Origin of the sequence: Rhodoluna sp. (genome assembly GCF_024641065.1) — a bacterium.
Lineage (GTDB): Bacteria > Actinomycetota > Actinomycetes > Actinomycetales > Microbacteriaceae > Rhodoluna.
This window is the reverse complement of sequence record NZ_JAHEDV010000001.1, coordinates 1-14,371: the sequence shown is the minus strand read 5'-3', so window position 1 is coordinate 14,371 and position 14,371 is coordinate 1. Positions and strand designations below refer to the sequence as shown.

The window sequence follows — 14,371 nt, the reverse complement described above, 5'->3', positions numbered from 1 at the left end:
ATCAATCATTAGATTCCTTAGAACTCACCTGGTCGACCAAAGACAGCACGGCTGAAACCGTCTGATTGAAGTTGAGATCAGTTGAATCCACTAGTTGGACACCAGGAGCTGGTGTCATAAAGTCAACGACTTTAGAGTCGCTGGCGTCTCGTTCTGACACTTGACGCATGACGCTCTCAACAGTTGCCTTATCAAGCTCTGCCGAACGTCGTTTAAGTCTAACCTCTTCGCTGGCTGTCATGAGAATTCTTAATTCCGCCTCTGGCGCAACCACAGTGGTTATGTCACGCCCTTCAACCACTACTCCATTGAGCTTGGACTCATTTATCAGCTTGTGGGTCAGCTCTTTCATGAAGCCGCGTACCTCAGGAATTCTTGCCACCTGACTGACGAATTCGGCTACTTCAGAAGAACGAATTGCCACTGTGACGTCTTGCCCACCAACTTTTACCCAGAACTCATCCGGATTAAGTGAAATCTCGTAGTCAAAAGTTTTCATCAGATTTGCTGAATTTAAGGTTTCAAGATTGAAATCAGGAAGGTTTAAAACCGCCCAAGCAAGCGCCCGATAAGCGGCACCGGTGTCAAGGTAGCCAAAATTTAGGCGTCGGGCTACTTCTTTGCTGACGCTTGACTTTCCTGAACCTGCTGGGCCGTCGACGGCCAAGATGAATTTACTCAACCCGCGATTCTCCAACCACGCAAAACTAGATCATCAATCAGTTTCGACTCAGCCGATGGCAAAACATAAAGTTCGACTAAACCAATTTGGGCACTTGGCGAGTGTTCAAGTTTTAGCTCTTCAAGGTTGATTCCGATTTGTCCTACTTCGGTAAGCAGTCGGGCAAGCTCGCCCGGCTTGTCGTCTACCATGACGACAACCTGTGCATAATCAGCGTGCTTACCGCCGTGCTTTCCAGGAATGCGCGAAACCCCCAAATTGCCCTCGGTAATTACTTCTAGAATCTCGTCGATTTGTTCGTCTGCATTTGCCAGAGCATTCAATAGCGAAACAAGATCTTCGGCGAAATTCTCAAGCACCGGCAAAATCTGTTCAGCATTGGCAGCAATAATCTGTTTCCAAAGCTGACCGTCGCTAGCCGCAATTCGTGTGGTGTCTCTAAGGCCCTGCCCTGCTAGCGCAAGATCAGCGTCTTCAGCATCGACCAAGCGTGAAGCAAGCAGGCTAGAAATCAATTGCGGCGCATGCGAGACAAGAGCAACCGCCCTGTCGTGCTGTTCAGTGGTGGCATCAACCGGTGCCGCACCCAGTGTCAAAGCGAGCGCACGGATAGACTCGGCCGCTTCAGAATTCGTATTAGGAGTGCTCGTGATTACCCAAGGGCGACCGACAAAAAGATCGGCTCGCCCAGCGATTGCACCGCCACGTTCACGTCCAGCCATTGGGTGAGAACCAACATATCTAGAAATCGCCTGACCTGAATCGGTCAATTCTTTCAAGACACTGCCCTTAACGCTCGCTACGTCGGTGACAACAGCATCCGGGAAAGCCTCTAAAGCTTCTAGGACCTTTGCTGCCGTGAGCTGTGGTGGAACACAGACCACAACAATCTGAGGTTTGTCAGTCGCCACTGCCGGTCGACCGGCACCATACTCGCAAGCGAGTTCTACGCTTTTACGCGATTTCGAATCAATACTGACGTCAACGCCAAGCTTGGATAAAGCCAAGCCGATGCTGGTTCCGAGGAGGCCCGCACCAACGATGCGAACCGAACCGATTTCAGAACTCACTTTGCGATATCCGCCCTTAGCGCAGTTGCGCCACGAAGGTAAACATGTTGAACTTCTGAACGCGATTTTTCAATGTCGGCATTGATCATGATGCGAATGGTTCTAGGCAGTGCGTGAGCCACATTCATCTCAACAAAACACATGAGTGGAACGTCATCCATACCCAGTTCACGGGCAGCCAGCGCCGGAAACTCGCTGGTGATGTCAGGAGAAGCTGTGAAGAGAATAGAAATTAACTGACCATTTTCGATGCTGTTTGCATGCAACATTTTGGTAAGCAGTTCAGCGGTTGACTTGAGCAGGTGCTCGCGCTCATCCTGGTCTAGCTGGATGGCGCCTCTAATTGCGCGAATAGCCATTTTTATCGCCTTTTCTGCTTTGCACTTGACTGCTTATTTGACTTGGGCGGGCGCGGTGCGCGCTCAGGTTTACCCTCAGCTGCCTTGAGCAATGCCCCGATTTCTACTTTACTAAGTTCGCGAATTCGGCCCTCTTTCAGAGGCCCCAGCTGAATTGGTCCAAATTGACGACGGACCAAACCAACTACCGGGTGCCCAATAAAGTCGAACATTCTGCGCACGATTCGGTTGCGACCCGAGTGCAATACGATTTCAACCAGCGACTCCCCCGGCTGAACGTCGATCAGGTGTGCTTTGTCAGCTTTGATAAAGCCATCTTCGAGATCAAAACCGCTCAGCAGCTTGTGAATTTCTGTTTGGGTGATTACACCCTCGACACGTGCCACGTAGGTTTTAGTGACTCCGAATTTTGGGTGCGCAAGTTTGTGTGCAACTTCTCCGTCGTTGGTCATGATGATCAAACCAGTGGTTTCAGAGTCAAGTCGACCAACATTGAAAACTCGATCGAATCCACCCACAAACTGCGAAAGATCCATTCGTCCATTTTCATCAGCCATCGTGCTCACGACACCCTTTGGTTTATTCAGCGCCAGATAAACGCGTGAATTGTCCAGCTGAACAGGCGTTCCACCAACGGTGACTTTGTCAACCTCAGGATTGATGCGGGTGCCAAGCTCAGTTACGACGCGACCGTTTACTTTGACTCGCCCCTGCACAATAAAGTCTTCGCAAACTCGTCTTGAGGCAACGCCAGCGGCAGCCATGACCTTTTGTAGTCTTACGCCCTCAGGCTCTTGTTCAAAGTTTGGCATCAAAATCACTATTCGCATCCGGTAGATATGGGCTGATGAGTGGCATCTCATCAAGGGAGTTAATGCCAAGAACTTCAAGCAACAGCTCGGTGGTTCCATAGTGAATAGCGCCTGATTCAGAGTCGGTGTACAACTCGGTAATCAATCCACGACTCAAAAGTGTCCGTACAACCGAGTCAACATTGACGGCACGGATAGAGGCGATTTGGCCTCGAGAAATTGGCTGTTTGTAGGCGATTACCGCAAGTGTTTCTAGGGCCGCCTGGCTTAGTTTGGTGGGATTCTCATTTGAAATGAACATTTTTACTGCCCAGTCGAATTCTTCGCGAACGAAAATTCTCCAGCCGCCACCAACCTCGCGAAGCTCGAATCCTCGAACTGGGCCACCTGCAGCACCGTCATAATCAAGCTTCAGCGCGACAACAGCCTCGCGAACCTCTGCTACTGGAATCTCTAGTGCCGACGCCAACGCAACAATTGAAAGCGGCACGTCGGTAACCATAAGAATTGCTTCGACTGCACTGCGAAGGTTGTCGGCATTCACCTCAGAAATCTCAGGTAAATCATTTCTAAGAGTCATAGTCAGCTCCAAGCGTGGCTAGTTTTTCATCATCAAAGTTTTCAGCACGCCAGGCAAGTTTCAAATCGCCAAGCGGTGAGTCCTGTTCAAAACTGATTGCTGCCAAGCGGTAGAGCTCGAGCACTGCCAAGAATCTCGCCACTACGACAGCGCGATCTTTGACGCTTCCGATCAAGTCTCGAAAGGTCAGCGAGTTAGCTTTTCTGAGCATCGAGACAACTTCGGCCGCCTGCTCGCGAATGCTCACCCTAGGTGCATGCAAATGTGTGAGACCTACTGAAGGAATTTCCCGGGGAGTCAGCGTCTCTTGAGCCAGCTTGGCGAATTCATCCAAGGAAAGTGACCAAACAAGTTCAGGTCGCTGGTTTCTAAAGCGCGATTCGATGCGCACATCTCTCGCCACTCGATTGCTTTCAAGCGAAATGGCCGTTGAAAACCAACTACTGATTTCTTTAAACGCACGGTACTGAAGCAACTTTGCGAAGAGTAGGTCGCGAGCCTCGAGAAGGGTCACGTCCTCAGCATCTACGACTTCGCCCTTAGGGAGCAGCCCGGCGATCTTTAGGTCAAGCAGAGTCGCAGCAATCACGAGAAATTCGCTGGCTTGGTCAAGTTCCTCAGCATCGTCAAGCCCCTTTAGATACGAGATGAACTCATCAGTGACTTTGCTTAGCGAGACTTCGGTGATGTCCATCTCGTGCTTTGAGATCAGCGACAGAAGAAGGTCGAAAGGTCCCTCGAAGTTTCCGAGGGATACGGCAAAGCCGCCAGCGCTTTCTAGTGATTCAGTCGCTTCTTGGTTAAGGAGCGCAACCACGGTCAACCAGCTCTCTGGCTACTGTGCGGTAAGAACTTGCAGCCTCAGAATCAGGCGCAAAAGACGTAATTGGAGACTGCGCTACCGTTGCATCCGGAAACTTCACGGTGCGATTGATAACGCTGCGGAACACCTTTTGACCGAAGGCATCGTGCAGACGCTCTAGCACCTCACGTGAGTGGAGTGTGCGTGGGTCATACATCGTTGCGAGAATGCCATCAAGCTGAAGAGCTGGGTTCAGGCCTTCTTTGACCTTCGAAATAATGTCTTCAAGAATAGCCACGCCTCGGAGTGCAAAGAACTCGGTAGCCAGAGGAATGATTACGCCGTGAGCAGCGGTTAGTGCGTTAACTGTCAAAAGGCCTAGTGATGGCTGGCAGTCAATGATGATTAGGTCGTAATCATCGGCAACCTGTTTCAAAATTTTCGCCAGAATCTGCTCGCGAGCAATTTCGTTTACCAACTTCATCTCAGCTGCAGACAGTTCGATGTTGGCTGGAATTACATCGAGATTCTTCACCGAAGTTTGCTGAATTGCTGAATGTGGATCAAGATTGCGATCCAACATCAGGTCATATATTGTGGTGGTCTCGTGAGCATTAACACCGAGCCCAGCTGACAAAGCACCTTGTGGGTCGAAATCTACTAGCAGAACCTTGCGGCCGTATTCGGCGAGCGCAGCAGACATGTTGATTGAGGTAGTGGTCTTACCAACGCCACCCTTTTGATTGCACATAGCGATGATTCTCGCTGGGCCGTGGTTAGCCAATCGCTTAGGCGTAGGAAAACGAGTGTCCGTTGCCTTCTTCTTAGATTCAGCCATGATTTCCTCCCGAAATTCCGCTACCACTTACTTGTAATAGCCTACCGCCACAGCTAGCTAGCGCCTTGCCCTTGGATGAGCAGTTGCATAAATTTCTCGAAGTCGATCAACTGTCACAAGTGTGTAAATCTGGGTGGTTGCGACCGATGCGTGACCAAGTAGTTCTTGCACGACACGAACATCCGCGCCGCCTTCAAGTAAGTGAGTGGCGAATGAGTGTCTAAGTGTGTGCGGAGAGATTTCGGAGTCAAGGTCAGCATCTGCGGCGGCATCTGAAATGATTTGCCACACACTTTGGCGACTCAGTCTTGAACCACGCTGATTGAGAAACAGTGCCGGAGTGCCGGTGTTTTTACTGACGAGAAACGGTCGTGCTCGTACCAGGTAGGCATCAAGTGCCGCCTGGGCGTATTTACCTACCGGAACCACTCGTTCCTTTGAACCTTTACCAAATAGCCGAATCAATGTTGGGTCAAGCAAGTCGTCAAGATCTAGGTTCACAACTTCGCTTACTCTGGCTCCGGTTGCATAGAGCAATTCGAGCAAAGCCCGGTTTCGAACTCGTGAGGGGTCTACCTGAGCCAGACCAATTTCTGCTGTGTAGGAACTTGTCAGAGCATCTGGGCCTGCTGCAGACAGCAATCTCTCGACAGCCTCGATTGAAATTGCTGTTGGAATATTTCTTGGCGACTTGGGCGGTTTGATTGGCGCTGCTGCATCTTGACTGGTGATGCCTTCAAAAAGCCAAAATCTATGCAACCCTCGAACGGCAGCTAGCACCCGGGCAATTGAAGTTGAAATCAATCCGTCGGTTGCTCCAAGAAAAATTACAAACGCTTGGATGTGAGATTCAGTGATTTGTTCAGGTGCCGAAATCGACTTCGTGACTAGAAAATCTGAATATCTTTGCAGGTCCGCTTTATAAGCCTTCAGGGTATTTTTCGCAGAACCTTTTTCGATGGCCAAGTGTCTGAGGTAAACCCCAATTGCATCGTCAAGTTTTGACATTAGGCAGTTATACCCAGTTTCAATGCTGCGGCCATGATGCCAACAACGGCACTCGGATTCTTCATGTCTCCAGCCAAAACGCTGGTCAGGGCCTCGTTGAATGACACCCAGGTGATTTCGAGGTCAACCTCTTCACCCTCAAGTGGCTGGTCATAGCCCTGATGCCGTAGCTCTTTCGCGATGAAAATCTTTATGGTTTCATCATTACCGCCAGGAGTTGTGTGGAACGAGATTAGTTCATCCCAGGAATTTGCAATGTAGCCGGTTTCTTCAAGCAACTCGCGCTTGGCAGCTTCTAGCTTTGACTCGCCCGGTTGATCTAGCAAACCGGCAGGAATCTCCCAAAGATATTCCCGAACCGGGTGACGGTATTGCTTAATCAGCAGCACTTCGTTCGCTTCATTAATAGCGAGCACAGCGACAGCTCCGGTGTGCTTCACAAATTCACGTTTGAGCTGCTCACCTTGGTAATCAAAAGTTTCTCGCACCACATCCCAGATGCGGCCCGAAAAGACAACCTCACGCCCTGATACTTCGAGCGTGACAGGTTGATCTTTAGGCATCCTTTACCTCAAACAACTTATTTGATGCTTGACGGTCAATCGCTGCTACGACAAGGCCGCTAAAAAGCGGGTGAGCCTTGGTAGGTCGAGAACGGAACTCAGGGTGCGCCTGTGTCGCTACGTAATATGGGTGAACCTCTCGAGGGAGCTCGACAAACTCAACTAGGTGATCGTCTGGTGAAGTTCCAGAGAACACCAAGCCAGCTTCGGCGATCTGTGAGCGATAGTTGTTGTTCACCTCGTAGCGGTGACGGTGACGCTCCTCGACACTTTCAGAACCGTAAACTCCAGCCACGATTGAACCAGGCTGTAATTTTGCAGTGTAGAGACCGAGGCGCATTGTGCCACCCATGTCTCCACCAGCAAGAATGTCTACCTGCTCTGCCATGGTTGCAATTACCGGGTACTTTGCGTCAGCGTCAAACTCAGTCGACGATGCACCTTCTAGACCAACAATGTTGCGGGCGTATTCAATGACCATGCACTGAAGTCCCAAGCAGAGACCAAGCGTAGGAATCTTGTTTTCGCGGGCGAACTTGAGTGCGCCAAGCTTGCCTTCGATTCCACGAACACCGAAACCACCTGGGATACAAATTCCGTCAACGTCAGCAAGGGCTTCACGAGCGCCTTCTTCGGTTTCACAGCTGTCTGAGGCGATCCACTTGATGTTCACCTTGGCCATGTTTGCAAAACCACCGGCACGGATAGCCTCGGTCACCGATAGGTAGGCGTCAGGCAGGTCAATGTACTTACCCACCAAACCAATGGTTACCTGGTGCTTAGGGTGGTGAACAGCATCCAGCACACCCTGCCAACGGCTCCAGTCAACTTCGCCAGCTTTGTTGCCAAGCCCAAGGCGCTCAATCACGTAGGTATCGAGACCTTCTTCATTCAAAACAGTCGGAACGTCATAGATGCTTGACGCATCTGCGGCTGTGATTACAGCCTTGACATCGATGTCACACATCAGGGCGATCTTGTTCTTGATTGAATCAGGCAGGGCGCGGTCTGAACGACAAACCACCGCGTCAGGCTGAATACCAATTGATCGCAAAGTCGCAACTGAGTGCTGAGTTGGCTTGGTTTTTAGCTCACCAGAGGCAGCCAGATACGGCACCAGTGAAACATGGATGTAGAACACGTTGTCGCGGCCGACTTCATGGCGAATCTGACGAGCAGCTTCGATGAAAGGCTGAGACTCGATGTCGCCAACTGTTCCACCGATTTCGGTGATGATTACATCTGGAGCCGGCACATCGTGGGACTGCAGGCGCATGCGACGCTTGATTTCGTTAGTGATGTGAGGAATTACCTGAACAGTGTCACCAAGGTATTCACCACGACGCTCGCGAGCGATGACCGTTGAGTAAATTTGACCAGTGGTCACGTTGGCTGACTGCCCAAGGTTAATGTCTAGAAAGCGCTCGTAGTGGCCGATGTCAAGGTCGGTTTCAGCACCATCATCAGTGACAAAGACTTCACCGTGCTGAAAAGGGTTCATAGTGCCTGGATCAACGTTTAGGTACGGATCTAGTTTCTGCATAACGACTTTCAAGCCGCGTGCTCGTAAAAGGTTGCCTAAACTCGAGGCGGTCAAGCCCTTACCGAGTGATGATGCAACACCTCCGGTGACGAAAATGTGACGTGTAATACCGGAATCCATAGTCTCTGCCATGGAATATCAGTTTATCAAAAGAGCACTGCCGGATTGACCGAAACGCGTAAAAGGATCGCGTGTTTAAGTAAATTCTGCGCGAGCAAGCTCTAGAAGTTCGCTTGCGTGCACACGTGCTGAATCGGAATCGGCCAGACCCGAGAGCATTCGAGCCAACTCCCCTACTCGAGCATCATTCGAGAGCGATCGAACATCGCTGGCTGTGAATGAATCAGAGGTGTTTTTCATCACCTGGAGGTGGTGGGTCGCAAAGGCAGCAACTTGCGCGAGGTGGGTAACCACAATCACCTGGGCCTGTTGTGCCAACTTCGCCAGTCGCCTGCCGACCTCGATTGCAGCAGCACCGCCGACTCCGGCATCAACTTCGTCAAAAATGAAAGTCGGTGCTTGCTCGCTTTGTGCAAGAACTACTTCGATGGCAAGCATGATTCTTGAAAGTTCACCGCCGCTGGCACCTTTACCGAGTGGTCTCGGTTCAGCGCCTGGGTAAGAAGACAACAAAATCTCAATCGAATCAGAACCAAAAATCGTGAAGGATTCGGTCGAAACAACTTGAACCACCAAAGTAGCGCCGCCCATTGCCAATGTAGCCAGTTCTTTGGTTACCTGGCTAGCCAAACTTTGGCCTGCGGTTTCACGAATTTTATGGAGGTTTTGAGCATCTTTCTCGAGCTGGGCGCGGAGTTCTGATTCCTGCGATTCTAGAAGGCTGATGCGATCACCCGAAGAATCTAGCGACAGCAAGCGATCTGAAGAGGATTCCACCAAAGTTAACAGTTCATCGAAATCAACGTCATGTTTGCGCTTCAAGCCATTTATCAGCGCTCGACGCTCCTGAATGGCCTCGAGATTCAAAGCCCCCTCCGACTCAAGGTCGGTTAGGTATGAAGAAATTTCAGCAGCCAAATCATTGACCTGAAAACCAATTTCTCGCAATCGCTCAGCCAGTGATGCCAGAGAAGGGTCGTGATTTGCTACCGATTCGAGTGACTTTCGGGCACTACCCAACAACGAGACAGCATCTGTAGAGTCATCAAAATTTTCAGTGGATAAGTATTCATGCGCGCTGGTGGCAGCTACGCGAAGCTCCTCGGTAAACCCGAGTCTTGCTGCTTGCTCAGCAAGCAGAGCATCTTCACCCGGCTGAAGGTTTGCCGCCTCAAGTTCTGCAACGGTAGCTCGTAATTCCTCAGCTTCACTTAACCTGGCAGCCAGTGAGGTTTTGAGCTCGGCTAGCTCTTCTGAGCAAGCTCGCCAGCTTCTAAACGTCGACTGGTAAGCAGACAAAGCTTTGTCACAATCCGGCCCTGCGAACTGGTCTAATGCCTCACGCTGGGCAACTGCAGACTTCAGTCGAATTTGATCAGATTGACCATGCACCACGACCAGGCGCTGCCCAATTTCGCTTAGTAGATTTACTGGAACTGCTCTACCTGCAGCCGATGCACGACTTCGTCCCTCAGAAGAAACTGATCGATTGAGAATTAATTCACCTTCGTCCAGTGAAACTCCAGCCTCATCAAGTCGAGCTGAAATGTCATCTGAGTTGTTCAGAAACCATCGACCCTCCACCGAAGCCGATTCTTGGCCACGGCGAACAGAACTGCTATCTGATCTCTCACCAAGTAACAAACCCAAGGCCGTTAAGACCATGGTTTTGCCGGCACCGGTTTCACCTGTCAAGACATTCAGACCCGATTTGAAAGTTAGCCGCGCTTCTTCGATAACTCCGAGGTCACGGATGTTAATCTCTTCGATCAAGAGGTTGCCCTTTCATCAGGGCCTCGCCAACCAGCAACTGGGAGTGAAAATTTACTGACCAAACGGTTTGTGAAACTACTCTCATGAACACGCGCAAGTCTTACCGGAGTTGCTGACTTCATGACCTCGACGCGAGCACCAGGAGGTAACTCCCAAGATCTTCTTCCGTCACACCAGAGAATGCCGTGACCGGCGCTTCGATACAGAACCTCAACTGCCAGTTTTGCATCAGGCTTGATAACCAGAGGCCTTGCAAAAAGAGCATGCGCGCTAAGAGGCACAAGCAGAAGGGCTTCAACAGATGGCCAGACAACCGGGCCCCCGGCAGAAAACGCGTAGGCAGTTGAACCGGTAGGGGTTGAAACTACAATTCCATCGCAACCAAAAGTTGACAGTGGGTTTCCTTCTACCTCGACCACAACCTCCAGCATTCGCTCGCGAGCGCTTTTCTCGATGGTTGCCTCGTTTAGTGCCCAAGTTCTGTAAACCTCAGCGCCACCGACTATCACCGAGACATCAAGAGCCAATCGATCCTGAATCACATATTCACGGTCAACAACTTTTTGAACAGTGTCAGATAAGCCATCGCGTTCACTCTCGGCGAGAAAACCAATGTGACCAAGGTTGATGCCCATGACTGGCACCGCTTCGCTTCGAACGATCTCTGCAGCTTTCAAAATAGTGCCATCACCACCGAGAACCATCACTAGCTCTAGTTGAGACTCCAAGCACCCATTACCCAATTCGGCAACTTTAGCCACAATGTCTGGTGACAATTCACTGTCACGTGCGTGATTTTTAAACTCCTGAAGTTCAATTGAAGTCATTACAGGAGTGATGCCAGCGGCAACTAGCTGCTGAACGGTTACCTGAGCAGCGGCAATTGCATCATCGCGTCGGGTGTGAGAAACAACTAAAACAAACCTAGGTTCGTTCATTTGGTCTCCTTGGCGAGCGATTCAATCCTGTCCGTCCATTTTGACCGATTAACCGGTTCTTTCGCACTAATCCACAGCAAGTATTCGATGTTGCCGTGAGTGCCCGGCAGTTCTGATTTTTCAATTCCACGGATACCAAGACCCAGTCTGTGCGCCTCATCGATGACCTGTTTTATTGCTCCAGCACGCAAACGGTGGTCTGTTACTAAACCGTGTGCACTCAGTGACTGTTTTCCGACTTCGAATTGAGGCTTTATCAGCAATACCATTTCAGCGTTCGGCGCAGTGTCTCGAATTTGCTCCAAAACCAGGGTCAACGAGATGAAAGATAAATCACCAACAACTATGTCTATCGAAATGTCAGAAACTGGCACATTGCTGCGCTCTGACAGCGTTTGAAGCGACAATTCACGGGCGTTGAAGCCCTCGATGCTAATTACGTGGCTATTCTCGACCAATTCAGGCACCATTTGGTCATGCCCAACGTCAATTGCAAATACTCGAGAAACACCCCGACGCAGCAAGACATCGGTGAAGCCACCGGTTGAGGCGCCAACATCAAGCGCGGTTTTTCCAACCAGTTCAATCTCGGTGAAGACATCCAAGGCTTTGGCCAATTTAAAACCGGCCCGGCTAACGTAATCAACGGCGTCGAGCACACTAATGCGGTCGGTTTCAAGGATGCCCTGTGACGCCTTACGGGCTACTTTTCCGTTTACCAAAACACGATCAGCATCAACCAGCGAAGCAGCGTGATTTCTCGAGCGGGCAAGCCCTCGCTCGACCAATGCCAAGTCAACGCGCATTAGTTTTGTGCTGAATTCGGAGTTGCGTTTAGAACCGCCTCAAGCTGCTCTCTAACGCTGGCAAATGCCGAAGGCTGTTCTTCGAGTTCAAGCTCAGAAATTCTCTGCACTTCAGTTTTTACCTGTGAAACCAATTCATCTGACATGACTTAAGCCTATTCGTAAAGCGCTGGTTCAACATCCAAACCATAAATCGGTGTATTACTCGAATAAATAACTGCGCAGGCAGCTCTCAGCGCGCTCAAAGACTTAGGGTCGCCATGCGTAACAACCACTTTGGTACCAAGCAATTCAACTTCAGCTTCAGCACATGAGAATCCGCGTTTGGTCTTTTTCGGCTGGTCATATGGCGCGAGCAATTCCGACAGGTTGCCAACAATGTAGGTCGGCCTGCCCTCGGGTTTGATACCCAGAACTTCTTTTCTAGTGCTTACACCAGTCAAAACCAGAACCGAATCCATACCAGCACGATTGGCACCAATGATGTCGGTATCAATGCGATCTCCGATGAACAAAGCTTTCTTTGCGCCAAAGTGATTGGTTGCAGTGTGATAAATCGCTGGCTCAGGCTTTCCGGCAACAAGCGGCAGCTGACCAACAGCAGTGTGCACGGCCGAAACCAATGTTCCATTGCCCGGAGCTAAGCCTTTTTCTTGTGGCAGAGTCCAGTCCTGATTTGTGGCTACCCACTTCGCGCCAGCCTGAATCGAATACGCTGCTTCAGCCAAATGCTTCCATGCGACATCGGGCGCAAAACCCTGAACCACCGCAGCAGGTCTGTCATCAGAATTCTCGGCAAGGATGAATCCACCCTCAAGAACGCGAGCACGCAAGCCGTCGCCTCCAACAACCAAAACTTTGGCTCCGGCAGGGATGATTTGTGACAGCATTTCAACGGCCGTTTTGCCAGAACCAATGATGTTTTCAGGCAAACAGGTTAGACCGAAACCAGCTAATTGATCGGCGATGGCCTCAGGTTTACGCGAGGAATTATTGGTCACATAACCAATAGGTAGTCCCTGGTTGGCTAGCGTGTTTAAAGTTTCGGGCGCACCAGCAATGGCCTTTGAGCCTTCAAATACAACTCCGTCTAAATCAGACAGAAGAACGTCGTATTGGCCCCAAACTTTAGCGGTCACGGAACCCACCTGGGCGCTTACCGAAATTGCGAGGCTGACGCTCTGAGTCACGACTTGAACTTCTAGCCGGTCGATCCGAATCGGAGTTGAAACTGCGAGCCTGACGCTCATCATCATGACGCGGAGTAAACCCCTCGCGTCTAGGTGCTGAACCTTCACGGCGAGGTGCAGAGCCGTCTCGTCTCGGTGCCGCACCGTCGCGGCGAGAATCTGATGATTCGCGTCTTGGGGCGAAGCCTTCACGTCTAGGACGATCCTCTTCACCCTCGCGAGGTTCCCAAACCTTGCGTTCGGCTAGAACTGGAATCTCAATTTCTTCAAGAACCTGGAAAACTTCATCTTCAGGACCAGGGTTGCCAAGAAGTGCCGAATCTGCACGATCAGCAAGTTCAAACCAGCGCTTTGACTCTGCGTCACGGCCAAGCACATCTAGAGTGTCGGCATAGGCACGGAATAATGCGGGCGAATAATTAAAGACTCTCTCAGGGTTTAACTCAGGAATCTGCAACTCGGCAAGCGCCAAATCATTTTCACCCTTGTCAAGGCGGGCACCAGACATTGCGATGGCAAGGTTTACGCGCACACCAGCAGATAGAGTGTTTCGGTCAACTGAACGACCAACTTCCAATGCGCGTTCAGGTCGACCAAGCCCACGTTCTGAATCAACAATTAGCGGCAGCTGATCATTTGAACCTGAAATTCGGCGATGGGTAAGCAACTCTCGTAGCGCTAGAGCGAAGTCGCCAACTGTGTATGCAGTAACGCCAACAACCTCACGCACCATTGCAATTCGACCAGCGCGTTCCGCAGCCGCAAGTGCATGACGATGTGCAAGGTCAGGATCCTGGTCAATCAACAAGCCAACCATAGCCAAATGTCTTGCAACCTTCTCAGCGTTCTCAGGAGTAAGAGTTTTTAGCTGAACTCGAATACCAAGCTCTAAGTCTTGTTCAGTGATTTCATCTGGGATTACCGGGCTCTTGGGTTTATCAGGATTGAAAGGACGCGCGACTCGGTCCTGCCAAGCCGGGCGTGGAGCATTGCCCTCGCCGCGCTGTGCGCGACCCGATGGCGCATCCTGGCGCTTGTCATATCCTCCACGTCCAGTGCCCGTGCCAGCACTACGTTCACGTGGCTGGTCATCACGACGCGAACGTCCGTCTGCCGGACGCTTACCGTAATCGCGATCGCTCATGAATGACTCCTCAGTATTTATATATGCATGTTAAACGACAATGGCCACCTCGAAAGGTGGCCATTGCCATAAATTAAGTCCGGCGGTGTCCTACTCTCCCACAAGGTCACCCTTGCAGTACCATCGGCGCTGGAGGTCTTAGC

16 protein-coding genes are annotated in these 14,371 nt (G+C 50.8%); all 16 read right to left on the bottom strand.

Annotation, left to right across the window (positions count from 1 at the left end; genetic code table 11):
* Position 1: 1 nt before the first annotated feature.
* The gene (cmk, locus tag Q0L26_RS00080) at positions 2–682 is read right to left on the bottom strand and encodes a (d)CMP kinase (protein ID WP_296645786.1); all 681 of its coding nucleotides are present in this window, start codon (positions 680–682) and stop codon (positions 2–4) included.
* Positions 679–1,752 (bottom strand): prephenate dehydrogenase, encoded by a 1,074-nt coding sequence (locus Q0L26_RS00075; RefSeq protein WP_296645784.1) that lies wholly within the window; start codon positions 1,750–1,752, stop codon positions 679–681. Before Q0L26_RS00075 ends, cmk begins: the two co-directional genes overlap by 4 nt.
* A complete protein-coding gene (gene aroH / locus Q0L26_RS00070) occupies positions 1,749–2,111 on the bottom strand; it encodes a chorismate mutase (RefSeq protein ID WP_296645781.1) in 363 nt (120 codons plus the stop codon). The genes Q0L26_RS00075 and aroH overlap by 4 nt, the downstream gene beginning before the upstream one ends.
* A 2-nt stretch (positions 2,112–2,113) precedes the next feature.
* Positions 2,114–2,923, bottom strand: a complete 810-nt coding sequence (locus tag Q0L26_RS00065; RefSeq protein ID WP_296645779.1) for a pseudouridine synthase — start codon at positions 2,921–2,923, stop codon at positions 2,114–2,116.
* Positions 2,910–3,503, bottom strand: coding sequence for an SMC-Scp complex subunit ScpB (scpB, locus tag Q0L26_RS00060; protein WP_296645776.1), 594 nt, complete (start codon positions 3,501–3,503; stop codon positions 2,910–2,912). Before scpB ends, Q0L26_RS00065 begins: the two co-directional genes overlap by 14 nt.
* Positions 3,493–4,320, bottom strand: coding sequence for a ScpA family protein (locus tag Q0L26_RS00055; RefSeq protein WP_296645774.1), 828 nt, complete (start codon positions 4,318–4,320; stop codon positions 3,493–3,495). The genes scpB and Q0L26_RS00055 overlap by 11 nt, the downstream gene beginning before the upstream one ends.
* Complete coding sequence (locus Q0L26_RS00050) at positions 4,304–5,143, bottom strand: ParA family protein (protein ID WP_296645772.1); 840 nt, start codon at positions 5,141–5,143, stop codon at positions 4,304–4,306. The genes Q0L26_RS00055 and Q0L26_RS00050 overlap by 17 nt, the downstream gene beginning before the upstream one ends.
* Positions 5,144–5,200: 57 nt before the next feature.
* A complete protein-coding gene (xerD, locus tag Q0L26_RS00045; protein WP_296645769.1) occupies positions 5,201–6,151 on the bottom strand; it encodes a site-specific tyrosine recombinase XerD in 951 nt (316 codons plus the stop codon).
* A complete protein-coding gene (locus Q0L26_RS00040) occupies positions 6,151–6,714 on the bottom strand; it encodes an NUDIX hydrolase (protein ID WP_296645765.1) in 564 nt (187 codons plus the stop codon). Before Q0L26_RS00040 ends, xerD begins: the two co-directional genes overlap by 1 nt.
* Complete coding sequence (locus tag Q0L26_RS00035; RefSeq protein WP_296645762.1) at positions 6,707–8,389, bottom strand: CTP synthase; 1,683 nt, start codon at positions 8,387–8,389, stop codon at positions 6,707–6,709. Before Q0L26_RS00035 ends, Q0L26_RS00040 begins: the two co-directional genes overlap by 8 nt.
* A 63-nt stretch (positions 8,390–8,452) precedes the next feature.
* Complete coding sequence (recN, locus tag Q0L26_RS00030) at positions 8,453–10,150, bottom strand: DNA repair protein RecN (protein ID WP_296645759.1); 1,698 nt, start codon at positions 10,148–10,150, stop codon at positions 8,453–8,455.
* Positions 10,147–11,088 carry an NAD kinase gene (locus Q0L26_RS00025; protein WP_296645757.1) on the bottom strand — a complete coding sequence of 314 codons (942 nt, stop codon included), beginning with the start codon at positions 11,086–11,088 and terminating at the stop codon, positions 10,147–10,149. Before Q0L26_RS00025 ends, recN begins: the two co-directional genes overlap by 4 nt.
* Positions 11,085–11,894, bottom strand: a complete 810-nt coding sequence (locus Q0L26_RS00020; RefSeq protein WP_296645755.1) for a TlyA family RNA methyltransferase — start codon at positions 11,892–11,894, stop codon at positions 11,085–11,087. The genes Q0L26_RS00025 and Q0L26_RS00020 overlap by 4 nt, the downstream gene beginning before the upstream one ends.
* Positions 11,894–12,040, bottom strand: coding sequence for a hypothetical protein (locus Q0L26_RS00015; protein WP_296645751.1), 147 nt, complete (start codon positions 12,038–12,040; stop codon positions 11,894–11,896). Before Q0L26_RS00015 ends, Q0L26_RS00020 begins: the two co-directional genes overlap by 1 nt.
* A 9-nt stretch (positions 12,041–12,049) precedes the next feature.
* Positions 12,050–13,033, bottom strand: coding sequence for an HAD-IIA family hydrolase (locus Q0L26_RS00010; protein ID WP_296645746.1), 984 nt, complete (start codon positions 13,031–13,033; stop codon positions 12,050–12,052).
* Positions 13,023–14,228: a hypothetical protein gene (locus tag Q0L26_RS00005; protein ID WP_296645743.1), complete on the bottom strand. Its 1,206-nt coding sequence runs from the start codon at positions 14,226–14,228 to the stop codon at positions 13,023–13,025. Before Q0L26_RS00005 ends, Q0L26_RS00010 begins: the two co-directional genes overlap by 11 nt.
* Positions 14,229–14,371: the final 143 nt, after the last annotated feature.